We start from the raw sequence: 25,917 nt of genomic DNA, 5'->3' as shown, positions 1-25,917 counted from the left end.
CGGACATCAGCACGCGAGGCCGCCATCACATCAAAAGCCCTGCCGCGGTGACGACGCTCTGGGCGATGTCGGACATCTTCTTTTTCTCGTTCATCGCCGTCTGGCGCAGCAGTGCAAATGCCTCTTCCTCTGACAGGCCGCGCATCTTCATCAAAATGCCCTTGGCGCGCTCCACCACTTTGCGTTCCTCGAGAGCCGATTTGGMATCGGCAAGTTCGCGCTGTAGCCGGCTGAAGGCATTGAAGCGGCTGACCGCCATATCAAGAATGGGTTTGACGCGCTCCTTCTTCAACCCGTCAACGATGTAAGCCGAGACGCCTGCATCCACTGCGGCCTCGATGGAGGCCGTGTCTGAACGGTCGACAAACATGGCGATCGGCCTGCCGACAGTGCGCGTCAGTTGAAATAGATGCTCCATCATGTCGCGATTGGGGTTTTCGATATCAATGATGATGACATCGGGCCGCAGTGTATCGATGATTCTCGCCACGCCTTGAACTTCGTGGATGACCGTCACGCGCGCATGACCAGCCTCCCGCAGCCCCTCTTCGATGATGGAGGCGCGAATGGTGTTTTCATCGATCACAAGAATGGTCAGGTCGAGCCGGCTCATGCGCTATTTATGACGCAACGCAGCAAAGCGGACAAGCTTAAAAGGCAATTTATTAGGCATTTTGTAAAAATGACTAAATAATGGTCTTGTTGCTTTATATATGTGCAGCCGCCTGATTTCCCCGGGGTTTCGAAAGAGATCGCGGCATCCATGCGCCTTGCCGTTGGCTGCGCTACCTATGCCTGAGTATAATGCACCGCCCGGCCGCGCACTGTTATCGTCCGGCTGTCTCGAAGACGGAGAGCTGACATGAGCGACAAGCGTCCTGATGGTGTTGAGGAATACGGGCATCCCGCGGGCGGCTGGGATGCTCTGAAAGCGGTGGCGAAAACGCTGAAGCATCAGCAGATCGTCGCGCAGGGCAGCACGACCCTGCTCAAGGCAAACCAGCCGGACGGATTCGACTGTCCTGGCTGCGCCTGGCCCGATCCGAAGCACACCTCGTCCTTCGAATTCTGCGAAAATGGTGCAAAGGCGATCACATGGGAATCGACTGCCCGCCGTGTCGCGCCGGAATTCTTTGCCGAACATACGGTCTCGGAGCTTTGGGAATGGATCGATCACAAGCTCGAAGACCAGGGTCGGCTGACGCACCCGCTGAAATACAACGGTACCACGGATAAATACGAAGCCATCGAATGGGATGACGCCTTCAACTTGATCGGCGCAGAGCTGAACAAGCTCGCCAGCCCGGACGAGGCTGAGTTCTATACTTCCGGCCGTGCTTCGAACGAAGCTGCATTCCTCTACCAGCTTTTTGTACGCGCCTATGGCACCAACAACTTCCCCGACTGTTCGAACATGTGCCATGAGGCAACGAGCGTCGGGCTGCCGTTGTCGCTTGGTGTCGGCAAGGGCACGGTGACACTTGAGGATTTCGATCATGCCGATGCCATCTTCAGCTTCGGCCACAATCCCGGAACGAACCATCCGCGCATGATGACGACCTTGCATGAGGCATCGCGCCGCGGCGTGCCCATCATCGTCTTCAATCCGCTGAAGGAGCGGGCGCTCGAGCGTTTCGCGGCGCCGCAAAATCCGGTGGAGATGGTGACCTTTTCCTCGACACGCATCGCATCGGCCTATCACCAGCTCCGCACCGGTGGCGACCTCGCAGCTCTCAAGGGTCTGATGAAACTGATCTTCGAGCGCGATGAGGCCGATCTTGTCGCTGGTGGCGAGGGCGTTCTGGACAGGGCCTTTATCGCCGAACACACTGTCGGCATCGATGCCCTGAAAGAGGATCTCGCCGCCGCGCGATGGGCCGATATCCTCAGTGTCTCCGGTCTCACCATGGAAGCGCTGAACAGCGCCGTCGATGTCTATCTCAGCGCCCGCAATGTCATCCTCTGTTACGGCATGGGCATCACCCAGCACGCGAACGGAACGGCGAATGTCCAGCAGCTTGCCAATTTCCTGATGCTGCGCGGCAATGTCGGCCGCCCCGGCGCCGGTCTCTGCCCTCTGCGTGGTCATTCCAACGTTCAGGGCGACCGGACTGTCGGCATTACCGAAATTCCGAACAAAGCGCTGCTCGACGGCATGGAACGCGCCTTTGGTTTCCGTCCCCCTGCAGAGAAGGGCCATAATGCGGTCGAGGCCATCGAGGCGATCGCTGCCGGCAAATCGAAGGCGCTGATCTGCCTCGGCGGCAATCTGGCTGTCGCCATGTCCGATCCTGACGTCACCTTCAAGGCCATGCGCAAGCTCGATCTCGCCGTCCATATCGCGACCAAGCTCAACCGCTCGCATCTCTTGATGGCAAAGACCTCGATCATCCTTCCCTGCCTCGGACGAACAGACCTTGACACGCAGRCATCAGGGCCGCAGTCGGTGACGGTCGAAGATTCCATGTCGATGGTGCACGCCTCGCGCGGCTTCCTGAAGCCGCCGGGTGAGTTATTGAAGTCTGAGCCGGCCGTCATCGCAGGCATTGCAATGGCCACATTGGGCACAAAATATAGCATCGACTGGAGCGGGTTGATCTCCAATTACGACCGCATCCGCGACAAGATAGAATTGGTGTTCCCGGACTTTCACGAATTCAATAGCCGTGTCCGCGTTCGCGGCGGCTTCCGGCTCGATGTTCCCGCTTCTTACCGCGTCTGGAAGACGGCGAGCGGAAAGGCAACCTTCCTCGTCGCCCCCGGTCTCGACGAAGATCCTCGCCTGAAGGACCCGACGACACTGGTGCTGACGACGCTGCGCAGCCACGACCAATACAACACGACGGTCTACGGCCTCGACGATCGCTATCGCGGTATCTTCGGCCGCCGTGATGTCATCTTCATGAGCGGTCAGGATCTTGCTGAACGGGGCCTGCGTGACGGAGACCGGATCGATATCCGCTCAGCCACCCGCAACGGGGGTGGGAAAACCGTCATCGGTTTCACGGTTGTCGAGTATAATATCCCCTTCGGTTCGGTGGCCGGCTATTATCCGGAAATGAATGCGGTGATCGCGCTCGATCACTATGACCGCAAGTCGGGCACGCCGAGCTACAAGGGGGTTCCGGTCACGATCTCTAAGAGCGAGGCCCAAGCTGCTGCCTGATGGTTATGCCTGTACTTTCGCGGGCGATGACTTCGAAGCCAAGATCGATCTGGCTCGGCGGCTGGCGGCTCGTCGAATTGAGGGCCGCCAGTACCTTTTCGGCGGCAAGTTTGCCCGTCTCGAAACGCCTCGTCACGATCGACGAGAGGGAGGGTGACGCACAGGCAGAAAATTCCAGATCATGAAAACCGATGATGGCGATATCGTCAGGCACGCGGATGCCGCGCTTGCGGCACTCCTGCATGGCGCCGAGCGCCACGTTGTCGTCGGTGCAGAAGATCGCTTCCGGGCGGTCGCCACGTTCATGCATCAGGGCCAGGAGATCGGAGCCGAGCGCAACCGAGCTGTGCCGCGGTCGCTGGGTGACGATCTCAAGGTTCTCCAGGCCCGCTTCCTGCATTGCCAGGCGATAGCCGTCGAAGCGGGACTGGGAACGATGGTCGAGATTGCCCGCCAGAAAGGCAATACGCTTGAAGCCGCGGTCGATGAGATGCTGCGTTGCCGCCTGCCCAGCGCGATCTTGCAGCATGCCGATATTGAGGTCGATCGGATCCGGCGACAACTCGAATGTCTCGACAACGGGCAAATGCGCCCGCATCAGAAGCTGATGGGCAAGCGGTGTATGATGAATGCCGGCGATGATGATCGCTTCGACCCGTTGGCCGAGCAGTACCTTGACGGCATTTTCCTCTTCCTGCTCGGAATACCGGCTGTTGACGACGATGACCTGAAAGCCCGCCCCGACAAGCACGTCATGCAGAGCAAAGAGATATTCGGCAAAGATGACGTTATAGAGCGTCGGCACAATGACGCCGATTGCGTGCGTGCGCGACGAGGCAAGCCGGCTGGCCGCAATATTCGGCACATAGCCGAGTTCCTGGACGGCGGCATTGACACGCCGCCGCAGCGCTTCCGAGACCGCGTCGGGCTTGCGAAGTACGCGTGAAACTGTGATCGGGCTGACGCCGGCCAAAGTTGCCACATCGTCCAAAGTTACTCTTCGCATGTGCTCTCGCTCTATACAACAAAGTCGTGCGGATCTGTAATTTATCTCGCAGTTGCGAAATATTGTTCTTTGAATTTGCAGTTGACAGCGCTAGCAAATCCGATTTGACAGCGCTGTCAACTATGTTACGCTAAAATTGCACCGGAAAGGATGGGATGGAACCTTCCGGGAATCAGCATGCCAATAAGACTTTGTGGAGAGGCGGCTCGGTCCGCCCGAGGGAGGAGATATTCAATGCTCAAGGTGAAGAAAGCGAAAATGGCACGTGTCGCCGCGTTTTCGGCGTCGGCGTTTGCTCTGCTCTGCAGCACGGCCATGGCGGAGCCAAAGGTCGTGTCCGGCCCCGCCGCCGATCCGAATTGCATGGTTCCGTGGTCGGCCGAAACCCAGTTCTTGCAATATCCGAAGAAGGATGGTCGTTACCGCATCGCGCTTGCCAACGGCTATATCGCCAACACCTGGCGCATCCAGATGGTGCAAACGGCAAAGGCCTACGCTGCCCAGCCGGATGTCGCCGCCAAACTCAAAGAATTCAAGGTTGTGTCGACCGGCGAGGACGTTCCGGCCCAGATTTCGGCGATCAACAACTTCATCGATGCCGGTTATGATGCCGTCGTCGTCAACGCCCAGAACCCGACAGCCTTCGGTCCGGTCATCAAGCGCGCCAAGGAAGCCGGCGTCGTTCTTGTCGCCTTCGACAATATCCTCGACACCAAGGATGCGATCAACGTCAATGTCGACCAGAAGGGCCTCGGTGTCATCTGGGCCGACTGGCTGGTGAAGCACCTGCCGCAGGGTGGCAAGATCCTCGAAGTGCGCGGCGTTGCTGGAACTTCGGTCGATACGGATCGCCATAACGGCATCCACGAGACGCTGGACGCTTCCGGCAAGAAGTTCACCGTGACTGAAGTCGTCGGCAAGTGGGACGACGGCGTGGCCCAGAAGGCAACGGCCGATGCGATCGCTACCAATGGTCCGTTCGATGGCATCACTGCCCAAGGCGGTGACACCGGCGTCGTGCAGGCGATGATCGATGCGAAGCATGCTTTCGTGCCCTTCGGCGGTGAGACGGAGAACGGCTTTCGCAAATTCTGCGCGGCCCATGCTGGCGACGGTCTGAAATGCTCGTCGGCCGGTACCGGTCCGGCGCAGGTCGCCGTCGCTATCAAGACGGCCATCGCCGCTCTTGAAGGCGAAGTCGTGCCCCAGGCCGTTAAGCTGCCGACGGCACTCGTTTCGGATCCCGATTTCAAGGAAGGTGAGGATTATTACCCCACCCAATCCGACAACTTCTTCGTCGGCAACGCCTTCCCGACCTGCGGTATCAACTTCACCGCACAGGAGATCATGGGGCAGTCCAAGGAAAACCAGTAATCCCCACCATCCGGACCTGACTGCGGGCGCTCGCGCCCGCAGTCTTGATCTCGACGCGACCGAATGGAGGCTGGATGCATGACCCTTTCCGAACCGCTTCTGCGCCTGGAAGGCATATCGAAACGCTACGGCGGCGCGATTGCGCTGAAGGAAGCCAATATCGCAGTCCGCCCGGGCGCGATCCATGCCGTGCTCGGGGAGAACGGCGCCGGTAAATCAACCCTCATCAAGATCATGGCAGGGGTAGTCGCGCCTGATGAGGGGCGCATGCTGCTTGACGGGAGCGAGGTCTCCTTCGCCTCGCCGGCTGCCGCCAATGCCGAGGGCATCGTCTGCGTCTTCCAGGAACTGTCGCTCATTCCCGATCTGTCGGTGGCCGACAACATCGTTATCAGCAATCCGCCGCTTCGTTTCGGCATGATCGACCGCAACAGGCAGCGTCAGATTGCTGAAGCTGCGCTGGCCCGTGCCGGAGCGGCCGATATCCATCCCTCGTCCCTTGTCAAGGACCTGCCGCTTTCCCGTCGGCAGATGGTGGAGATTGCCAAGGCTCTTGCGCGCAAGCCGCGGTTGATGATCCTCGACGAGGCGACCTCGGCGCTAACCCAGTCGGATGTCGAGAAGGTCTTTGGCGTGCTGAAGCAACTGCGTGCCGAGGGCATGGCGCTGATCTACATTTCCCATCGCATGCACGAGATTGCCGAGCTCGCTGATGACTGCACGGTCTTTAGAAACGGCCGCAGCATCGAATCCTATCCTGCCGGCACCAAGACGGACCAGCAGGTTGTGGAACTGATGATCGGACGCGAATATACCAATGTCTTCCCACCCAAGCCGCTGCGATCGAGGGCACATGCGCCGGTGCTCTCCTGCCGCAATCTCTCTTGGGAAGACCGGCTTTCCGGGATCAATTTCGATGTGCGGCCCGGCGAAATCATCGGGTTCGGCGGGCTGGACGGGCAAGGGCAGCGCGAATTGCTGCTGGCGCTTTTCGGTGTGCTGCGCGACCTGAAAGGCGAGGTGGCGGTCAATGGCCGACCGGTAAGGTTGAAGAGCCCAGGTGCTGCGAAATCAGGCGATATCTCCATGGCGCTGATTCCGGAGGACCGCAAGACCGAGGGCCTCATGCTCCCCATGACGGTGCGCGAGAACCTGTCGATCGCCGCACTCGACCGCGTTTCACGCAATGGCGTGATCGACCGGGCCGCGGAGCTTCGCGAGATAGACGAGCTGTTGAAGCTTCTAGCGATCAAGGCCGCGACGATCGACATGCCGGTCGCTTCGCTGTCAGGCGGCAACCAGCAGAAAGTCGTGATCGCCAAATGGCTGATGAACCGCCCGCGCATCATTCTGCTCAATGATCCGACCCGCGGCATCGATGTCGGCACAAAGCAGGAGATCTATGCTTTGCTGCGCAAGCTTGCCGACGCGGGCGCGGCCATCATCTTCTATTCGACGGACTATGACGAACTGGCCGGATGCTGCGATCGCGTGCTCGTCATGTATGATGGCAGCATCGTGCGCATCCTCGAGGGAGACGAGATTACCGAGCGCGAGCTGGTGAGCGCCGCCCTCAACATCGGCGCCGGCCAAGCGCAGCAAAGGATAGCCCAATGAGCAGGCAGGCGGGCGGCGAATGGCGGTACTGGTACGTTCAGCAGAAGGGTACGCTCTTTGCAGCGCTTCTCTTCATCCTGATGTTCATCATCTATGTCTCGAACCATCCGGCCGGCTTCACGCCGAATGTGGTGCAGACGGCCGCCAACAAGGCGACACTGCTCGCTTTCGTGGCGATGGCGCAATGTTTCGTGGTCATCACATCGGGCATCGACCTTTCGGTCGGCATGATCCTCATCCTGTGCAATTGCCTTGCCTCATGGCTCGTCGTCGGCACGCCGCTGCAGACTGGGTTGGGTGTCGTGGCCGTACTTTTGACCGGTMTCGCCTGCGGCCTGCTGAATGGGCTCGTCATCATCTTCGGTCGATTGCAGCCGATCGTCACAACGATTGCKACCAGTGCGGTCTTTTACGGATTGGCGCTGCTGTTGCGGCCCACACCCGGCGGCTCGGTCAATGAAGATCTCGCCGATGTGTTTACCTCGAAACTTTTTGGCGTCATCCCTGCAAGCCTCGTCGTGCTCGCGCTTGTCGTCCTGGTGATCTGGGTGCCGTTCAGCCGTTCGGTGCTCGGCCGCACCGCCTATGCGGTCGGCTCGGCGGAAAACGCCGCTTACATGTCGGCCATGCCGGTGAAACGGGCGAAGCTCGCCGCCTATGGGCTGGCGGGGCTGCTTTCAGCGATCGGCGGGCTTTACCTGACCTTCTTTTCCTATACGGGCGAGGCAGCTTTTGCGAGCGGCAATGCGTATACGCTCTATTCGATCGCGGCAGTGGTGCTGGGCGGCGTTTCGCTGGCGGGTGGCAAGGGAAGCGCCGTCGGTGCCGTCTTCGGTGCGCTGGCCTTCCGCACCATCGGCGACCTGCTGTTCGTCTTCGATCTCGATCCGCTCTGGCAGCCGCTCTTCCAGGGAGTGGTGCTGATGCTGGCAGTCAGTATCGGCTGCATCGGCCTGTCGCGGGTCCGCAATCGCCTGGAGTGGTTCCAATGAGCGAGGATGCTTCCACCATGCGGCAAATTCCCGTGCCCGCCCGGCTGCGCGGTGTCGATCCGGCGGTGGCGATCGCCTTTGGCTGTATCATCCTGCTGCTTCTCGGTGGTTCGCTCTATTCCTCCAACTTCCTGTCGCCGGATTACCTGCTGCAGCAGTTGAAGGTGGCTTCCTTCCTTGGTGTCATCGCAACCGGCATGATGGCGGTCATCCTGCTCGGGCAGATCGACCTGTCGGTGCCATGGGTCGTGACGACAGGGGCGATGATGGCCTGCGCCGCCACTGCTTACGGAACGACGGGTGCGGTTCTCGCAATCCCATTCGGCATTCTCTGTGGTGCTGCGATCGGTCTCGTCAATGGCATCGCGGTTGCCTATCTGCGCATTCCCTCGATGATCATCACGCTTGCAACCAATGCCGTCGCGCAAGGCTTGATGGTCGTCTATACCGGCGGTTTCTCACCGCAGGATTCGGCTTCTGCCGCCATGCGCTTCCTGGCAACCGGCTATGCCATACCGGGGCTTCCGAATGGCGTTCTGGTGTGGTTGGCCGTCGGCCTGCTTGCCGTCTTCCTGCTAACGCGAACGACTTTCGGCAGGGCGCTCTATGCAATCGGCAATCGCGAGCGCGCCGCGTATATGTCCGGCATCAACACTCGCAGGATCACCCTGCTGGCCTTCATCATGTCAGGTGGGCTTAGCGCGCTCGGCGGCGTGCTTCTCGCCGGCTACGCCTCGAAAGCATCCCAATCCATGGGTGACGCCTATCTCTTGCCCTCGATCGCGGCCGTGGTGCTTGGCGGCACACATGTGCTCGGCGGCAAGGGTTCCTATCTCGGAACCGTGGCCGGCGTCATCTTGATCACCCTTCTCCAGTCGATTCTCTCTGTCATGCAGATCGAGGAAGCCGGTCGCCAGCTCATCTATGGGGCGGTCATCATCGGCATGTTGCTGCTTTACGGGCGGCAGAAGGTCTCGTGACGAAACTCAGTACTTCGCTTCATCTAGGCGTTCGATTGCCTTGACGTGTTCGACCGATAGACGATTCGGGTCGAGGCTGCAGGCGAGGTAGGTATCGACGATCGCTCAGGCTGGTTCGGGGCCGACCACCCATGCATCCACGGTGGTGATGACTTGGCGGCGCGCTCGGCAGAATAGGTATCGTGGGTCAGCGCCGCCAGGATGCTCGTTAGCAGAAATCGACACGCCGACGCCCGTTCCGCAGAAGAGCAGGGCGCGATCATAATCGCCGTCGATAATCTCTTTGCGCTACGTCAGCATGATGTTCCGCAAGCCCTCTTTCCCGTCGTGATATCGCTCTTAGCCCCGCAATTGCTGGGTTTTCGGCACCGTTCCTGGCTCTCTGGCACCCTGACATTTAAGTGATTTCATATCGCTTGACATTTGTCGAACGCGAGTCGAATATTGTCAGTATCGACATTCGGGCGGAGGTTTCCTGATGTCGAATGGCGCGTTGGAATTTGCTCGCCAGACGTATGCGTGGAGGAGACTGACGTGGAATTTCTGCTGGAAGTGGAAGGGCTCAAGAAGTCCTTTGGCGGTGTCGCAGCCCTGTGCGACGGCCGCTTCCAACTTCGCGCCGGCTCGGTCCATGCGCTTTGCGGCGGCAATGGCGCGGGCAAGTCCACATTCCTGAAAATTCTGATGGGCATTCACAAGCGCGATGCCGGTTCGATCCGCAGGCGTGGCCAGGAGGTGGATTTCTCCAGGCCGGCTGATGCGCTCGCGTCCGGTATTGCCATCATCGAGCAGGAACTGAGCCCGGTTCCGCACATGACGGTTGCCGAGAATATCTATCTCGGCCGCGAGCCGTCAGCCCGTTTCGGCGGCATCGATTTCCGCACCATGAACCGCGCGGCGCAGAGGCTGCTCGATGGGCTGGAATTCGATATCCGTGCAAACCAGTACATGATGAACCTTTCGGTCGCGCAGATGCAGCTGGTGGAGATTGCCAAGGCGCTCAGCCACGATGCCGAAGTCATCTTCATGGACGAACCGACATCGGCCATCGGCGAGCGTGAGGCCCAGCAGCTCTTTGCGGCGATCCGCCGCTTGCAGGCGCAGGGACGCGGTATCGTCTACGTTTCGCACCGCCTTTCGGAAATCTTCCAGATCGCTGATTCCTACACGGTCTTCCGCGACGGTTCCTTCGTCGGTGCCGGCGCCTTGTCGGAGATCGACCGGCCGAGCTTGATCCGCATGATCGTCGGGCGGGAACTTGCCGAAGAATACGTCAAGACCAATACGCCGACACCGCAGATCGGTCTGGAGGTCAGTKCKCTTTCGTGCCCGAACAAGATCGAGGACATTTCCTTCGCCGCCCGTAAGGGCGAGATCTTCGGCATATACGGGCTGATGGGCTCCGGGCGCACGGAGATTTTCAACTGCCTTTTTGGGCTCGAAAAACCGTCTGCGGGGCGCATCTCGGTCGATGGTGCGGCGATCTCGGTTGCAAAGCCATCGGATGCGATGGCCCATGGTCTCGCGCTGGTAACCGAAGATCGAAAGCAGACGGGGCTCAATCTCTCCGATTCCGTTCGCGCCAATATCTGCATGGCAAGCCTGCCTGAACTGAGCCCAGCCTTTTCCATGGATCATGCAAAGGAAGTGGATGCCAGTAAGCGCATGCGCGAGCAATTTCAGATAAAGGCAGCGCGCGACACCATGCCGGTATCAGGCCTTTCCGGCGGCAACCAGCAAAAGGTCGTTCTCGGCAAATGGTTCCTGCGCAACCCCAAGGTCCTGCTGCTGGATGAGCCGACACGCGGCGTCGATGTCGGCGCCAAGCGGGAAATTTATCGCATCATCTGCAACTTCGCCGAAGGCGGCGGCACCGTGGTGATGATCTCATCGGAAATCGACGAAGTTCTCGGCATGTCGGACCGCATCATGGTGATGCGCGGCGGCAAGAGCGCCGGAATATACAGCCGGGAGGAGACGAATGCCCAATCACTCGTCCACTTATCAACCTGACCAGGGTCAGGGCGTTCGTCCGGCAGCAGAGGAGCAGGCAGTGTCAGTGAGTGAGAACAAAAGTGCGGGCGGCTGGTTCAAKACCGAGCAGCGCCGTTTGATCGTGCAGGAATACGGCATCTTCCTCGCCTTCCTGCTTCTGGTCGTTATCCTGTCGTTCTCGAATGAGTTCTTCCTGACCGGCGGCAATATTTCCAACGTTCTGCTGCAGACGTCCATCAACGGCGTGCTGGCGATCGGCATGACCTTCGTGATCCTGACGCGCGGCATCGACCTGTCGGTCGGTTCTGTCGTGGCACTCGCCGGCATCGTCAGCGCCAGTTTTGCCACCACTTCGGAAACGGCCGGCGTCATCGGTTCGCCCTATCCGGTCGCTATCGGCCTGCTGGTCGGTGTCCTGGTCGGTGTTGTCTGCGGCTCGATCTCCGGCGCGATCGTCTCGCGCTTCTCGGTGCCTGCCTTCGTCGCCACGCTCGGCATGCTTTCGGCTGCCCGCGGCATGACGCTGATCTATGGTGGCGGCCGTCCGGTTCCCGCACTCACACCCGCCTTCCGCTGGATCGGCACCGGCGATGTGTTCGGCCTTCCTGCTCCGGTCATCGTGCTTGCGGTCGTGTTTGCGGTCTCCTGGTGGATCCTCAACCGTACGCGGTTCGGCCGCTATATCTACGCCGTCGGCGGCAATCCGCATGCGGCCAAGACCTCGGGCATCAATACGGGTCGTATCCGCTTCACCGTCTATGTGATCTCCGGCGGCCTCGCAGGGCTTGCAGGTATCCTGCTCAGCGCCCGCACCGGTTCGGGCCTGCCGCAGGCCGGCGTCGCTTATGAGCTGGATGCGATCGCGGCAGTCGTCATCGGTGGCACGAGCCTTTCCGGCGGTGTTGGCCGCGTGACGGGAACATTGATCGGCGCGCTCATCATCGGCGTCATGAACAACGGTCTCGATCTGATGGGCATCCAGTCCTACTACCAGCAGGTCCTGAAGGGTGCGCTGATCGTCGGCGCCGTCATGCTCGACCAGAAACGAAATTTCGGAGCCTGAGCTCATCAGCAGAAATTCGGGGCAGGCGCTTCGTTCGCCCCGTCCGACAGGCAAGCCATGCCGGCAGCCTAAACCCAAAGTGGAGGAGAATTAAAATGAGAAAGCTTCTGATTGCGCTTGCTTCGGCAACGGCGCTGCTGGCGACGTCCGCCGCAGCCCAGGAAAAGATCAAGATCGGCGCAGCACCCTACGGCTTGAATGCGGAGTTCATGCAGATCTGGACCGCAGCCCTGCAGGATCACCCGGCCGTCAAGAGCGGCGAGGTCGAACTGACGGTCTTCGATGGCCGCTATGACGCATTGGTCCAGCAGGACCAGTTCAAGACGATGATCACGCAGAAGTACAACGCTATCATTTTTGCGCCGATCGATGTCGACGCAGGTGCATCTGCCGTTCAGTCCGCCGTCGATGCCGGCATTCCGGTCATCGGCTCCAACACCCGCGTCAATTCCGACCAGCTGACGTCCTATGTCGGTTCCGACGACACGGTTTCCGGTTATCTCGAAGCCAAGAGCGTGCTGGACAAGATCGGCTGCAAAGGCAATGTCGTGATCATCGAAGGTCCCGTCGGCCAGTCGGCACAGATCCAACGCCTGCAGGGCAACAAGAAGGCTTTAGCCGAATGCCCTGACGTCAAGGTTCTCGAAGACCAGACTGCAAACTGGTCGCGCGCCGAGGCCCAGACACTGATGGAAAACTGGCTGACGTCGCACCCGAACCAGATCAACGGCATTATCGGCCAGAATGATGAAATGGCGCTCGGTGCCATCGAGGCGATCAAGGCTGCCGGCCTCGACGTCAAGAGCTTCGCCATCGCCGGTATCGACGGCGTCACAGATGCGCTACGGGCTGCCAAAGCCGGTGAGATGACCTCGATCCTTCAGGATGCCCGTGCCCAGGCGCAGGGCGCTCTGGATCTGGCGATCTACAATGCCAAGAAGGGCGATTATAAGCCGGAATCCGATATCTGGACCACCTACAAGGATATGCCGTGGAACGACGGCAAGGATAAGACCTATAATGTCCCGTGGACCCCGGTGACGGCTGAAAACGTCGATAAGCTGCTTTCCACCCGCAAGTGATCCTCCCTGGGGCGGGAGGAAGATCCCGCCCCATATCCCGACAGGTTGAGAAGAAAGCCATGACTGATTCAAAACAGGTTGATCTGAACTTTTCCCTGAGCGGCAAGGTCGCTCTGATCACGGGCGGTGCGTCCGGCATCGGTAGCGCCATCGCATCCGCCATGGCCGCGAAAGGCGCGATTGTCGGCGTGGTCGACATCAATGAATCGGTCGCAAAGGCCAAGGCCGACGAACTCGGTAACGGGGCGAAATCATTCGTCTGCGACGTATCGAACCCGCAATCCGTCGAAAAAGTGGTTGCCGATGTGGTGGCCGCGTTCGGTCACATCGACATTGCCGTCAACAGCGCCGGCGTCGTCATGCTCGCGCCTGCAGAGGAACTCAGCCTTGATGCGTGGGACAAGACCATCGCCATCAATCTCAAGGGCACGTTCTTGATTTCTCAAGCTGCCGGCCGCGCCATGATCAAGGCGGGCAGGGGCGGCAAGATCATCAATATGGCGTCCCAGGCCGGCACTGTCGCCATCGATCAGCATGTTGCCTATTGTGCCTCGAAGTTTGGCGTCATCGGTCTTTCCAAGACGCTGGCTGCCGAATGGGGAAAGCACGGCATCAACGTCAACACGATCTCTCCGACCGTCGTCCTGACCGATCTCGGCAGGAAGGCATGGGATGGCCCGCGCGGTGAGGCGCTGAAACAGCGTATCCCATCCGGACGCTTCGCGTTCCCCGAGGAAATTGCGGCGGCGGCGGTATTCCTGGCGTCTAACGGCGCCGATATGATCAATGGCGCGGACCTTCTGGTCGATGGCGGCTACACCATTATCTGACGCGCAGTAGATAGGAGTTATAATGCAGCGGTTTATCAATAATCCGGATGAGGTCGTCGAAGATACGGTCAAGGGTTTCGTCAAGGCCCATGCCGACATCGTCAGGCTATCCGCACAAAATTCCCGTGTCATCACCGCCCGTCACACGCCGGTCGCCGGCAAGGTCGGCGTCATCACCGGCGGCGGTTCGGGCCATGAGCCCGCCTTCATCGGTTATACTGGCCGCAATATGTTGGATGCTGTTGCCGTTGGCGAACTCTTTTCCTCGCCGACCGCAAAGAGCTTCCTCGATGCCGCCCGCGAGGCGAATGGCGGCAAAGGTGTCGTCTGCCTTTACGGCAACTATGCCGGCGACAATATGAATGTGAAGATGGCGATGAAGCTTGCCGCGAAGGAAGGCATCGAAATCGCCACCGTCGTCGCCAACGACGACGTCTGTTCAGCAGGCCCCGAGGAGCGTGAAAAGCGCCGCGGCGTTGCCGGCGAAATCTTCATGTGGAAGTGCGGCGCGGCTAAGGCTGCCGAAGGTGCTAGCCTCGAAGAGGTGCGGGCGACCGCGCAGAAGGCGATCGATAATTGCCGTTCGATCGGCGTCGGCCTCGGCCCCTGCACACTGCCCTCCGTCGGCCATCCGAATTTCGTGATCGAACCGGGTACGATGGAAGTCGGCATCGGCCATCATGGCGAGCCCGGCGTGCGGGTCGAACCGCTGAAATCGGCCAAGGAAGTCGCCGAGGAGATGGCCAGGATCGTTCTCGATGACCACCAGCTTGCCGCAGGAACGGAGGTGGCAATCATCGTCTCTGGTCTCGGCGCCACGCCGCTCAACGAACTCTACATTCTTCATGATACGCTCGAATCTGAKATCACCGGACGCGGACTGAAGATCAGCAAGGTCTACATCGGCAACTATTTCACGTCGCTGGAAATGGTCGGCGCAACGCTGACGGTCATGGCACTGGATGATGAACTGAAGCGGCTACTGGATGTCGACGTTCAGTGCCCGGCGATGCTCTGAAGGAGGCAGGCAGAATGCAGCAATTTCAGAATGCCGGATCTGGCGATATCGTGCTCTCGGTCGCGAGCCTGATCATCGAGAATCGCGCCTACCTCAGCGAAATCGACGGCAAGATCGGTGATGGCGACCATGGCGTCAACATGGCCAAGGGATTCGGCATGGCTGCCGAACGCATCAAGGGGGCGGACATGTCGCTGGCGCAGGCCCTCGATACCCTCGGCACGGTCCTGATGACGGAGATCGGCGGGTCGATGGGGCCACTCTATGGCGTCATGTTCACCCAGTTCGCCGAAACCATTGAAAAGTCTGACGCCATCGATACCGCGACCTTCAGCAMCATGCTGCACAATGGCCTCGACGGCATCAAGGCGATCGGCTCGGCCAAGGTTGGCGACAAGACGCTGCTCGATACGCTGGTACCGGCGATCACCGCATTCGATGCGGCTATCGGCAATGGCAAGTCCTTTGGCGAGGCGCTTGAGGCACTTGTCGCGGCAGCCGAAGCCGGACGGGACAGCACGCGCGATCTCGTGGCCAAGATCGGTCGCGCCAGCCGCCTTGGCGAACGTTCGCTTGGCGTGCTCGATGCGGGCGCAACCTCCTGCGCATTGATCCTGAAGTCGCTGTCTGATGGTGTGGAGACGAGGCTCCAGCCCGCTTGACAGATCGGGCTTTGGTGAGAGCCCGCGATCCTCCCTTGCATCACCGTCCCGGCCGCTGAGGCGGCCGGGAACAATCAGGCGAGGGCATGTTGAAAACTGCAGCTTTTACGCTCATCTTCGCCGTCGATTTGGATGAGGGAAACCAGGCAGGATGGTCGCAAAGACATCATCGGCACGAAAGAACGGTACGGCTGATATCGCGGCTGAGCCTATTCCGTTGCGCTACGGGGACGATCCCTACGTATGGGCGTGCTGGCTTTACTACGAAGACGGCATGACCCAGGGCGATATCGCCGAAACGATGGGTATTTCGCGGGCGACGGTGAACAGTTACCTCGCCGATGCACGCGCCCGCGGCATCGTCAATATTTCCATCGAGCCGGCGCGGCTAAGCTCGCTGACCATCGCTCAGGAGCTGAAGCGGCACTTCGGGCTGCACGACTGTCTGGTCGTGCCGAGCGACGACAATGCCCGTCCATTGATCGAACGGCTCGGCTCTGCGGGCGCCCAGGCGCTGCAGAAGATCCTGAAATCCGGCGACACGCTTGCGGTCGTCTGGGGGCGTACGATCATGGCGGTCGGCGAGCAGGCCTCCATATCGGGGCTGCAGGATATGACCGTCGTGCAGGCAACGGGTGGAACGAGCGCGACCTTCACTTATACGCCAGAGCTTTGCGCCGCGGCCTTTGCCGATGCCGTCGATGCCAAGCTCATCAATATTGCAGCACCCGCCATCGTCTCCAGCCCTGCGGTGCGCGACGTGTTCTTGCGTGAACCGCTGATCGACCGGCAATTCGAAGCGCTTTCGCAGGCAAACAAGGTGATCTTCGGTATCGCCTCCATGCGGCCGAATTCCACGATCCACACAAGCGGCTTTTTCGATTCCGTGTCCCTGCAGGAGTATCTCGCCAAGGATGCGACCGGCGTGGTGGCTGGCCGCTTCATCGACGGTCATGGACGCCTTGTCGCGGGGCCGCTGGACGACCGCACGGTCGGCATCTCCCTTGACCTGCTGAAGAAGATCAAGATGCGCATCGCCGTTGCAGGCGGTTTCGACAAGGTGCCGGCCATCCTTGCTGCGCTTCGCGGCGGCTATGTCAGTGTGCTCATTACCGATGCCGCCACCGGCCGGGGCATCCTCAATGCCGATGGTGTGACGGAGGTCGATCAGAAGCATTCGCAGCGGCCAAAGGTCGACAACGAGATCACCACGCCGCTGACTGGCTTCCGCACCCACATCAAGAAGTTCCTGAACGACCCCGACGATGTCGTCGAAGAAATGCTCGACGGCGTCGTCAAGGCGCATGCGCATTACCTTCGCCCGGTCGACAGTTCCAATCGGGCGCTCGTTGCCCGTTCAGGCCCGCGAGCCGGCAAGGTCGGTCTGGTCGTCGGCGGAGGGACGGGGCATGAACCGGCCTTTCTCGGCTATKTCGGCAAGGGGCTCGCCGATGCGGTCGCGGTCGGCAATATCTTCTCCTCGCCGCCGCCGGGGCCGATCCTGCAATGCGCCAAGGCGGCATCGGGCGGAGCGGGAGTACTCTTCGTCTATGGCAATTACGCCGGCGATGTCATGAATTTCGAGATGGCCGCCGAAATGGCCGCAGAGGACAAAATCGAGGTCCGTACCGTCGTGACGACCGACGACATCTCCTCCTCACCGTTGGAGGATCGGGACGGTCGCCGCGGCGTTGCCGGTAATTTCTTCATCTTCAAGGTCGCCGGTGCTGCCTGTGACCGCGGTCTTTCGCTCGATGCCTGCGAAGCAGTGACCCTCAAGGCCAATGCACGGACCTTCACCATGGGTGTTGCGCTTGAACCCAGTTCGCTGCCTCAGACGCGTCGCCATAACTTCGAGATCGGCCCTGATGACATCGAGATTGGCATGGGCATCCATGGCGAGCCTGGCGTGATGCGCGAGAAGATGATGAGCGCCGATGCCGTCGTCGACGTCGTCATGGACAGGATTTTTTCGGAGATGAAGGTTGTATCGGGAGATCGTGTCGCCGTGCTGGTCAATTCCTTCGGCGGCACGCCGCTGATGGAGCTCTATATTCTTTTCAGGCGTGTGGAACAGCGGCTGAGCGCAAAGGGCATCAAGATCGAGGCCAATTGGGTGGGGCATTATTGCACATCGCTCGACATGGTCGGAGCATCCATATCGATCCTGCATCTCGACCGGGAACTGACGGATATGCTGCACCATCCCTGCGATACGGCATTCCTCAGGGTCGTTAACTGAAAAAAATGGAAGACAGCATCCCAGGGGGCTGGGCTGCATGAATTGGGAGGATAATCATGCCGGCAAACGCGGCCCGCAGCCTCAGCAGGATGTTTCACCGGATATCGGTGGCGATTTCGGCTGAGAAAGACCATCTCTCCGATCTGGACGGGGCGATCGGCGATGCCGACCATGGCATCACCATGGCGCTTGGCTTCCAGGCGGTGAATGGCGAACTGGCAAAACACGACCTCGATGAAACGCTGCCGTCGGAGGTGTTTTCGATCGCAGCGTCCGCTTTTCTCGATGCCGTCGGCGCATCGACAGGGCCGCTCTATGCCACGGCCTTTCGCAAGGCAGCCCAGGTGCTGAAGCAGGACGAAACGCTGTCAGCCGCCGGGCAGGCGGCAATCGTCGAGGCGATGACATCAGGGATCAGGGACCGAGGCAAGGGCCAACGCGGCGACAAGACGATGCTGGATGCCTGGATCCCGGCAACCGAAGCCGCTGCCGCTGCCCGCGACCGGCAGGCGAATGTTTCGGACATGTGGCGCGAGATTCTCGAGGCTGCCGATACTGGTGCACGCTCCACGCGCTCCATGGTCGCCACCCGCGGCCGCGCCGCTCGTCTTGGGGAGCGATCCCTCGGACATATCGACCCCGGGGCCGCATCGGCCGTCATCATCATCAGGGCGATGAAGGACACATTCACGGAAAACGAGCCGGTGGAGTGATCCACCGGCTCCGGTCACTGCTTTTGACCTGACTACTTGCCGGCTGCCTCAGCAGCCTTCGCGATCACATCGGCGACCTTTTCCGGCTGAGACGCGAAGACGGCGTGGCTTGCCTTGATCTCGGTGACATCGCTTCCTGCCCGCCTCGCCATGTCGCGTTCGAGGTCGGGATTGATCGAACGGTCTTCGGTGGCGACGATCGTCCAGCTCTTCTTTGTCTTCCAGGCGGGATCGCTGACCTTGGCCGAGAAGGCCTCCTTGGAGGCGAAGACCTGCGACTTTGCGAGGAACGCAGCCTCGTCCTTCGGCAGGTCGGCGGCAAAGTCGCTGGCAAAGGCGGCAGGGTCGAGATAGAGGTATTTTCCGTCCTTCGTCTCACGAATATTCATGCCGCCGGCCGGCTTGGAACTCGCCAAGCTGATGAGGCTTTCACCCTGGTCCGGCTGGAAGGCCGCGACATAGACCAGGCCCGCGACATTGGGGCTGTTGCCGGCTTCGGTGATCACCATGCCACCGTAGCTGTGGCCGACGAGCAGGGTCGGGCCATCCTGCAGGTCAAGCACCCGGTTGGTTGCGGCGACATCATCGGCAAGCGAGGTGATCGGTTCCTGGACGATGGTGACGTTGAAGCCGCGGCCTTCGAGGATATCGCTTGCCTTGCGCCAGCCGGAACCATCGGCGAGTGCACCATGGACGATGACGATGTTTTTCACCTCGGCCGCCTGGGCAGCAAAAGCGATGGCACTGGTGGCAAAGGCAAGGGCGATAGTAGAAAAATACTTGTGTTTCATGGTCATTGCTCCTGTTGTTCAAGTAGAATGTGAGAACGAATGTCAACCGAATGTGAAGGCGTAGGCCTGGACGTCTGGATCGAGGAAATGGATCTCGAAGTTGCGTGCTTCCACGTCACCGGACTGGCGCACGAGCTGATAGAGTTTGGTCGATGTCACCGTTCCGTTTCCATCGGCATCGATATCGCTTCCATGGTCGGCGCCTGGCGCCTTGCCGTCGATCGTCACCTGGAAGCGGATCGGTTTGCCGTCAGCACTTGGGCCAAGAACGAGATGTAGGTCGCGGGCGCTGAAGCGGTAGGAGATTCCGCCGCCTGCCTGATCGAGGGTCGCCTCTTCGGCGCCGACAGTCCATTTGCCCGAAAGACCCCACTGGTTGAGACCCGGCTGCTTGACCGAATAGTCCCTGGTAGCATCGGCGCGCATGCTCTCGTTGGAGGCAAAGCCGGTGGCCTGCTTGTAGCCGATATAGGTCTCGCCGGAGCCGATGTCCTTCAGGTCCGGGCTCATCTCGGCGCCTTCGGCATCCGGCACGACCGGTGTGCTTGTCGCCATCTCGCTGCCAGCTTCGTGCAACAGGTCCTGGATCGCCTGCTCGGTCTGCCGGTAGTTGCCTTCGCCGAAGTGATGTTCGCGGATCTGGCCCTTGGCGTCGATCAGGTAATGGGCCGGCCAGTAGCTGTTATCGAAGGCACGCCAGATCTTGTAGTCGTTGTCGATTGCGACCGGATAGCCGATGTTGAAGTCGCCGATGGCCTTTTTGACATTGTCGATCTTCTTTTCGAAGGCAAATTCCGGGGCATGCACGCCGATCACAACCAGGCCCTGGTCTTTGTATTTTTCAGCCCAGGCGCGGACATAGGGGATAGTACGGATGCAGTTGATGCAGGAGTAGGTCCAGAAATCGACGAGTACGACCTTGCCACGAAGCTGTTCCATGGTCAGCGGTGGCGAGTTCAGCCATTCGACGGCGCCGTCAAGTGATGGCGCACGGCCTTCGACAGGCAGATCGCTATGGAAAGGTTTCTTCGCATCGGCAAGRCCGATCATCTTGTCGTTGCTTGCTACCTCGGACGATGCTCCATCGGTTGGCTTCACTTTCGCGGTGTCGAGAACGGCCTGTTCCAAGGATGCGGTGCTGGCATAGGAGAGCTGCGACAGCAGGCCGGTGTCGAGACCGAGTGCGATAACGACGACACCTGCAAGCACGGCAGCACCAAGGCCCTGACGAATTCGCTCGCTGACGCCAAGTGACTTCTTCATGCCGGCAAAGATCTTGCCGCCGACGGAGAGGGCGATTGCGAGCGAGGTAGCCGCACCCGCCGCATAGGCCAGCAGCAGGAAGGTCGTCTGCAGATTGGCGCCCTGAAGTGCCGCCCCCGTCAGCACGAGACCGAGGATCGGCCCGGCGCAGGGCGCCCAGAGCAGACCAGTCGCAATGCCGAGGATAAAGGCGCTCACCGTTGTCGGCGCAGAACCGGTCTTGCCGGAAGTGTTCAGCAGGCGATTGCCGAAATTGACGACCGGCTGGGTGACGAAGCTTGCAATACGCGGTGAAATCAGGCCGACGCCGAAGACGGCAAGCAGGGCCAGCGCGGCAAGACGGCCATATTCATTGGCGTTGATCGCCCAGCTGCCGCCAACGGCGGCAAGGGTCGCCACAAGTGCAAACGTGGCGGCCATGCCGATCAGCATGGGCAGCGTGCTGCGCAGGAATGGTTGTCCGGCGCGGGCAAAGACGAAGGGAAGAATCGGGAGGATGCACGGGCTGAATATGGTCAGCGCCCCTCCCAGATAGGCAATGATAAGAAGCGTCATCATCGTTTCCTTTGATACCGGGTTGTCAGGCTCTGGAGGGCGATGCGGCCCGACCAGCGATGGCGCCAATCTGGTCGAGGCGATGTATCTCGGATGTGTCCGGTTTCTCGGCAATATGTACCGAAGTGTAGGAAGCGCTCCGATGAGGGCTGCGCTATCTTCCATGGATAAGCGCTTCACCCAGCCGGGATCCCGCAAGAAGAGGGATGATCGGTGAATGAGGAGGATCAAATGACAGTCAGAGCTGAGACGATAAAGCTCAAGCGGGTCTATGCGGCCAGGGTGGATGCGGATGGCGCCCGACTGCTGGTCGATCTCATCTGGCCGCGCGGTCTCAGCAAGGAGCGTGCTGCACTGGCTGCGTGGCTAAAGGATGTCGCGCCAAGCAACGAGCTGCGCCACTGGTTCAATCATCAGCCTGATCGCTGGGAGGAGTTCCACCGGCGCTACACCGCAGAGCTTGAGCACAAAGAGGAAGAGCTGAAGCCCGTGACCGATTTCGTAAGGAAGGGYACGGTCACGCTGCTTTATGCCACCAGCGATGACGAGCACAACAATGCCGTGGTGCTCCGTGACTTCCTCATCCAACGGATTTTCGATTGAGAAGGCAGCCAATTGTATCAGAACGTATCCGGAAGGCCGGATGCTACATTCCCATGCAATTGAAGCGGATACCCGAAACATCGGGGATACATGCGCGCTGTTTTTTCCTTGCCATCAACTTGAAACGGAGAGAGCCAATGTCCAGCGAAATCAATCTTCAGCGTCGTCGTTTTTTCGGTGTTGCTGCCATGACCATGGCGGCGGTCGAATTCGGCCTGACCAGCGCCGCCGGTGCCCAGTCACAGGCTACCGCGCCCGCCATCACGGCAGGCTCGCATACGTCCTTTGCACCGCTGAAGCAGATCAAGGCTGGCGTACTTAATGTYGGCYATGCAGAAGCCGGTCCCGCAAATGGCCCAGTTGTTCTCCTTCTTCATGGCTGGCCCTACGACATCTACAGCTTCGTCGATGTAGCGCCTGCGCTTGCCGATGCCGGCTACCGGGTACTGATCCCCTATCTGCGCGGCTATGGCTCAACCGAATTCCTCTCCGCAAAGACACCACGCAACGGTCAGCAGGCTGCMATCGCCACCGATATTATCGCCTTCATGGATGCGCTTGACATCAAGCGTGCCGTGATCGGCGGTTATGATTGGGGCGGCCGCACCGCGGACATCCTGGCCGCTGTCTGGCCGGAGCGCTGCAAGGGCTTGGTCTCGGTCAGCGGCTATCTGATCGGCAGTCAGGAGGCGAACAAGAAGCCGCTTCCGCCGCAGGCCGAGCTGGCCTGGTGGTATCAGTTCTACTTCGCCACTGAACGCGGCCGCGAGGGGTATGAAGCCAACCGGCATGATTTCGCAAAGCTGATTTGGAAGCTTGCTTCGCCGCAGTGGAAATTTGATGACGCAACTTTCGACCGCTCTGCCAAAGCCTTCGAAAACCCCGACCATGTCGCGATCACCATCCACAACTACCGCTGGCGCCTTGGTCTTGCCAATGGCGAAAAGAAGTATGATGCATTGGAAAAGAAGCTCGCTGCTTTTCCTGTTATCACCGTACCGACCATCACCATGGAAGGCGACGCCAATGGCGCGCCGCATCCGGAGCCTTCGGCCTATGCCAAGAAGTTCACCGGCAGGTACGAGCATCGCAACATCGCCGGCGGCATCGGCCACAACCTGCCGCAAGAAGCACCGCAGGCCTTTGCGCAGGCCATCCTGGATGTCGATCGCTTCTAAAGCCTGCMTTGGCTGCCGCGAACGGAATTCTCTGTTTCGCGGCAGCCAATTCAGAGTCAAAACAGTAAGCAGTGAGTCTGCGTCTGAGATAACAATTCTGCTGCACGCCAACAGATAGAGGATCCGAAAGTCCTGCCATGGAGCACGTCGACCACATCCTGATCGTCGATGACGATCGTGAAATCCGCGAACTGGTTTCGAGCTATCTGAAGAAGAACGGGCTTCGGACGTCAGTCGCCGCCGATGGCCGCCAGATGCGCAGCTTTCTCGAAGGCAATACGGTCGATCTTATCGTGCTCGATGTCATGATGCCGGGCGATGACGGGCTCGTGCTCTGTCGTGAGCTGCGTGCCGGCAAGCACAAGGCAACGCCGATCCTGATGCTTACAGCCCGCAGCGACGAGATGGACCGCATCATCGGGCTGGAGATGGGCGCCGACGACTATTTGCCGAAACCCTTTGCTGCGCGCGAATTGCTGGCACGCATCAAGGCCGTCTTGCGGCGCACCCGCGCGCTGCCGCCGAACCTGCAGATTTCGGAGGCGGGACAGTGGCTTCGCTTCGGCGACTGGCGCCTGGATACGGTCGGCCGGCATCTTCTCGACAGGCAAGGAACGGAGATCGCACTGAGCGGCGCCGAATATCGGCTGCTGCGCGTCTTCATCGACCATCCGCAGCGAGTGCTCAACCGCGACCAACTCCTGAACCTCACACAGGGTCGAGATTCGGAACTTTTCGACCGCTCCATCGACCTGCTCGTCAGCCGCGTTCGCCAGCGACTGGGGGATGATGCCCGCGAGCCGACCTATATCAAGACGGTGCGCAGCGAGGGTTACGTCTTTTCCGTTCCGGTGGAGATTGAAGAGGCCAGGTCATGAGCGCGGGGGCTGCTCTTCGCTCCGGGTTCTGGCCGAGCACGCTGCGGGCTCGGCTTTTCTTCATTCTGCTGGCGGGCCTGGCGATTGCCTATGGCCTGTCCTTCACAGTCCTCTTCGTCGAGCGTTCCATGTCGGCCAAGGCCGTCATGCTCGGCACGCTCGAAAGCGATGTCGCGACCTCGATCGCCGTTCTCGACCGCCTGCCGGCGGATCAACGCAGCGACCTGCTCGATCGTCTCAGCCGCGGCAATTATCGTTTCGAACTTGGGCCGGGTCTGCCAGGCGTGCCCGACAATTCCAGCAAGGGCAGGGAAATCGGCGGCAGGATCGAAGAGGCGATCGGCGGCAACTATCCGATCCGCATGGAAACCATTCCAGGCGATATCAGCCGATTGCAGGCACATCTGACGCTGAGCGACGGAAGCCCGCTGACGATCGACATCACGCCGCGGCCTCCCATGCCGATTGCGGCATGGTTGCCCTATGTGCTTGCCATCCAGATGGCCTTGCTGGTGCTCTGCACATGGTTTGCCGTGCGTCAGGCGATCCGCCCGCTTGGCGCACTTGCGGCGGCGGCGGATGCGCTTGATCCCAACAAGAAAGGTCCGCCGCTCGCCGAGACTGGGCCTAGCGAGGTTGCGCATGCGGCGCGTGCCTTCAACGCCATGCGCGAGAGGATCGCCCACTATCTCGAAGAGCGAGTACAGATTCTCGCGGCGATATCCCACGACCTGCAGACGCCGATCACGCGCATGCGGCTGCGCGCCGACATGACTGACGATTCGCCCGAGAGAGACAAGCTGGTGAGGGATCTCAGCGAGATCGAACGGCTCGTGCAGGACGGCATCGCCTATGCCCGCAGCGCTCACGGCAATGGCGAGAAGTTTTCGCGCATCGACCTCTCATCCTTCATCGACAGTATCGCCTATGACTATCAGGACACCGGCAAGGCTGTCAGCGTCGTCGGTATCGTCCAGGGCATTGCGTCGACAAAGCCGCATGCGCTTCGCCGCATTCTCACGAATTTCGTCGACAATGCGCTGAAATTTGCCGGTGCTGCGGAAATCAGCGTTGAGCGGAAAGGCGAGGGGGATATTGCCATTACGGTGATGGATCGTGGTCCGGGCATTCCCGATGCCATGCTCGAAGCCGCCATGCAGCCCTTCTTCCGGCTGGAGCAGTCGCGCAATCGCGAGACCGGTGGCACGGGCCTCGGCCTTGCCATCGCCCAGCAGCTGGCAGCCTCGATCGGCGGCTCGGTGCGGCTCCATAACCGCGAGGGCGGCGGGCTCGCGGCCGAAATCACCATCCGAGCCAACTRATTTTTTCGCGGCATTTGTATGCGAAAATGTCCAGATAGACCGGTGCTACGCTTTGATACAGTTCGGCCGATTTCAGAAACATGCGGGATACGTCAGACCTCCAGAAACCACTCCGTCACAAGATGCCGCAGAGAGCGGCATGAACCAAGGAGTGCACTCATGACGACGATTGAAAAGGTTCTCTACACCGGCAAGACCCACACCACCGGCGGCCGGGACGGCTCCGCCCGCAGCAGCGATGCACAGCTTGATGTGAAGCTGTCCCCTCCCGGCAGTACCCATGCCGGCACCAATCCCGAGCAGCTTTTCGCCGCCGGCTGGTCGGCCTGTTTCATCGGCGCAATGGGCCTTGCTGCCGGCAAGCGCAAGTTCCGGCTTCCTGCCGATACCGCCGTCGATGCCGAAGTCGATCTCGGCATGACCGGCGAGGGCTACTTCCTTCAGGCCCGCCTGAACATCAGCTTGCCCGGCCTGGAGCCGGAAGTGGCCCGCGCTCTGGTCGAGGAAGCGCATCAGACATGCCCCTATTCGAAGGCGACGCGTGGCAATATCAATGTCGAGCTGAATCTCATCTAAGGCATTCAGTG

The 25,917-nt window shown here is 60.2% G+C and carries 22 protein-coding genes and 1 pseudogene; 18 read left to right on the top strand and 5 right to left on the bottom strand.

Translation table 11 applies throughout. The features are described 5' to 3' along the window. Positions 1 to 25: 25 nt before the first annotated feature. Positions 26 to 613: an ANTAR domain-containing response regulator gene (locus AC1DNW_RS16280; protein ID WP_477853586.1), complete on the bottom strand. Its 588-nt coding sequence runs from the start codon at positions 611 to 613 to the stop codon at positions 26 to 28. 249 nt (positions 614 to 862) lie between these two features. On the opposite strand from AC1DNW_RS16280, the gene AC1DNW_RS16275 reads away from it, so the two are divergent. Then, positions 863 to 3,166: an FdhF/YdeP family oxidoreductase gene (locus tag AC1DNW_RS16275; protein ID WP_477853584.1), complete on the top strand. Its 2,304-nt coding sequence runs from the start codon at positions 863 to 865 to the stop codon at positions 3,164 to 3,166. Here AC1DNW_RS16275 and AC1DNW_RS16270 read toward each other — a convergent pair. Next, positions 3,138 to 4,172 (bottom strand): LacI family DNA-binding transcriptional regulator, encoded by a 1,035-nt coding sequence (locus AC1DNW_RS16270; RefSeq protein ID WP_477853582.1) that lies wholly within the window; start codon positions 4,170 to 4,172, stop codon positions 3,138 to 3,140. The genes AC1DNW_RS16275 and AC1DNW_RS16270 overlap by 29 nt on opposite strands. Positions 4,173 to 4,406: 234 nt before the next feature. Here AC1DNW_RS16270 and AC1DNW_RS16265 point away from each other — a divergent pair, with 234 nt between their 5' ends. The 4 genes from AC1DNW_RS16265 (at position 4,407) to AC1DNW_RS16250 (ending at position 9,135) form a co-directional block, all read left to right on the top strand. After that, the gene (locus AC1DNW_RS16265; protein WP_477853580.1) at positions 4,407 to 5,546 is read left to right on the top strand and encodes a sugar ABC transporter substrate-binding protein; all 1,140 of its coding nucleotides are present in this window, start codon (positions 4,407 to 4,409) and stop codon (positions 5,544 to 5,546) included. 78 nt (positions 5,547 to 5,624) lie between these two features. Beyond that, the gene (locus tag AC1DNW_RS16260) at positions 5,625 to 7,163 is read left to right on the top strand and encodes a sugar ABC transporter ATP-binding protein (RefSeq protein WP_477853579.1); all 1,539 of its coding nucleotides are present in this window, start codon (positions 5,625 to 5,627) and stop codon (positions 7,161 to 7,163) included. Further along, positions 7,160 to 8,155 (top strand): ABC transporter permease, encoded by a 996-nt coding sequence (locus tag AC1DNW_RS16255; protein ID WP_477853578.1) that lies wholly within the window; start codon positions 7,160 to 7,162, stop codon positions 8,153 to 8,155. The genes AC1DNW_RS16260 and AC1DNW_RS16255 overlap by 4 nt, the downstream gene beginning before the upstream one ends. Next, complete coding sequence (locus tag AC1DNW_RS16250; RefSeq protein WP_113296602.1) at positions 8,152 to 9,135, top strand: ABC transporter permease; 984 nt, start codon at positions 8,152 to 8,154, stop codon at positions 9,133 to 9,135. Before AC1DNW_RS16255 ends, AC1DNW_RS16250 begins: the two co-directional genes overlap by 4 nt. 6 nt (positions 9,136 to 9,141) lie before the next feature. Here AC1DNW_RS16250 and AC1DNW_RS16245 read toward each other — a convergent pair. Beyond that, a pseudogene (locus tag AC1DNW_RS16245) lies at positions 9,142 to 9,414 on the bottom strand (RpiB/LacA/LacB family sugar-phosphate isomerase); the annotation flags it as partial. 255 nt (positions 9,415 to 9,669) lie between these two features. On the opposite strand from AC1DNW_RS16245, the gene AC1DNW_RS16240 reads away from it, so the two are divergent. From AC1DNW_RS16240 to dhaL (AC1DNW_RS16205), 8 genes are all read left to right on the top strand, one after another. Then, entirely contained in the window at positions 9,670 to 11,148 is a 1,479-nt protein-coding gene (locus tag AC1DNW_RS16240) for a sugar ABC transporter ATP-binding protein (RefSeq protein ID WP_477853576.1), read from the top strand. Beyond that, complete coding sequence (locus AC1DNW_RS16235; protein WP_477853574.1) at positions 11,117 to 12,193, top strand: ABC transporter permease; 1,077 nt, start codon at positions 11,117 to 11,119, stop codon at positions 12,191 to 12,193. The genes AC1DNW_RS16240 and AC1DNW_RS16235 overlap by 32 nt, the downstream gene beginning before the upstream one ends. Before the next feature lie 95 nt (positions 12,194 to 12,288). Continuing rightward, positions 12,289 to 13,275, top strand: a complete 987-nt coding sequence (locus AC1DNW_RS16230; protein WP_477853573.1) for a substrate-binding domain-containing protein — start codon at positions 12,289 to 12,291, stop codon at positions 13,273 to 13,275. 59 nt (positions 13,276 to 13,334) lie between these two features. Next, positions 13,335 to 14,105: an SDR family oxidoreductase gene (locus tag AC1DNW_RS16225; protein ID WP_113296599.1), complete on the top strand. Its 771-nt coding sequence runs from the start codon at positions 13,335 to 13,337 to the stop codon at positions 14,103 to 14,105. Between the two features lie 22 nt (positions 14,106 to 14,127). Then, a complete protein-coding gene (locus tag AC1DNW_RS16220) occupies positions 14,128 to 15,123 on the top strand; it encodes a dihydroxyacetone kinase subunit DhaK (RefSeq protein WP_477853571.1) in 996 nt (331 codons plus the stop codon). Between the two features lie 14 nt (positions 15,124 to 15,137). Further along, the gene (dhaL, locus tag AC1DNW_RS16215) at positions 15,138 to 15,785 is read left to right on the top strand and encodes a dihydroxyacetone kinase subunit DhaL (protein WP_477853570.1); all 648 of its coding nucleotides are present in this window, start codon (positions 15,138 to 15,140) and stop codon (positions 15,783 to 15,785) included. 151 nt (positions 15,786 to 15,936) lie between these two features. Continuing rightward, positions 15,937 to 18,027, top strand: a complete 2,091-nt coding sequence (locus tag AC1DNW_RS16210) for a bifunctional sugar-binding transcriptional regulator/dihydroxyacetone kinase subunit DhaK (protein ID WP_477853568.1) — start codon at positions 15,937 to 15,939, stop codon at positions 18,025 to 18,027. A 56-nt stretch (positions 18,028 to 18,083) separates the two neighbouring features. Continuing rightward, positions 18,084 to 18,740, top strand: a complete 657-nt coding sequence (dhaL, locus tag AC1DNW_RS16205) for a dihydroxyacetone kinase subunit DhaL (RefSeq protein WP_113507091.1) — start codon at positions 18,084 to 18,086, stop codon at positions 18,738 to 18,740. A 32-nt stretch (positions 18,741 to 18,772) separates the two neighbouring features. On the opposite strand, the gene AC1DNW_RS16200 is transcribed toward dhaL (AC1DNW_RS16205), so the two are convergent. Both AC1DNW_RS16200 and AC1DNW_RS16195 read right to left on the bottom strand, forming a co-directional pair. After that, the gene (locus tag AC1DNW_RS16200; RefSeq protein WP_113507090.1) at positions 18,773 to 19,531 is read right to left on the bottom strand and encodes an alpha/beta hydrolase; all 759 of its coding nucleotides are present in this window, start codon (positions 19,529 to 19,531) and stop codon (positions 18,773 to 18,775) included. A gap of 42 nt (positions 19,532 to 19,573) precedes the next feature. Beyond that, positions 19,574 to 21,349, bottom strand: a complete 1,776-nt coding sequence (locus AC1DNW_RS16195; protein WP_113507089.1) for a cytochrome c biogenesis protein DipZ — start codon at positions 21,347 to 21,349, stop codon at positions 19,574 to 19,576. Between the two features lie 231 nt (positions 21,350 to 21,580). Between AC1DNW_RS16195 and AC1DNW_RS16190 the strand changes: the two genes are divergently transcribed. The 5 genes from AC1DNW_RS16190 (at position 21,581) to AC1DNW_RS16170 (ending at position 25,906) form a co-directional block, all read left to right on the top strand. Continuing rightward, on the top strand, positions 21,581 to 21,952 hold the full coding sequence (locus AC1DNW_RS16190; RefSeq protein ID WP_113507088.1) for a DUF488 family protein, N3 subclade: 372 nt from the start codon (positions 21,581 to 21,583) through the stop codon (positions 21,950 to 21,952). A 137-nt stretch (positions 21,953 to 22,089) separates the two neighbouring features. Continuing rightward, on the top strand, positions 22,090 to 23,130 hold the full coding sequence (locus AC1DNW_RS16185; RefSeq protein WP_477853566.1) for an alpha/beta fold hydrolase: 1,041 nt from the start codon (positions 22,090 to 22,092) through the stop codon (positions 23,128 to 23,130). Between the two features lie 137 nt (positions 23,131 to 23,267). After that, positions 23,268 to 24,008 carry a response regulator gene (locus tag AC1DNW_RS16180; protein ID WP_113296591.1) on the top strand — a complete coding sequence of 247 codons (741 nt, stop codon included), beginning with the start codon at positions 23,268 to 23,270 and terminating at the stop codon, positions 24,006 to 24,008. Next, the gene (locus AC1DNW_RS16175; protein WP_113507087.1) at positions 24,005 to 25,330 is read left to right on the top strand and encodes a sensor histidine kinase; all 1,326 of its coding nucleotides are present in this window, start codon (positions 24,005 to 24,007) and stop codon (positions 25,328 to 25,330) included. The genes AC1DNW_RS16180 and AC1DNW_RS16175 overlap by 4 nt, the downstream gene beginning before the upstream one ends. Before the next feature lie 159 nt (positions 25,331 to 25,489). Then, a complete protein-coding gene (locus AC1DNW_RS16170) occupies positions 25,490 to 25,906 on the top strand; it encodes an organic hydroperoxide resistance protein (RefSeq protein WP_113296589.1) in 417 nt (138 codons plus the stop codon). Positions 25,907 to 25,917: the final 11 nt, after the last annotated feature.

Source organism: Rhizobium sp. 05L429 (genome assembly GCF_056397645.1).
Note: the sequence above shows the minus strand (reverse complement) of the source record. Positions and strands in the feature narration are given on the sequence as shown.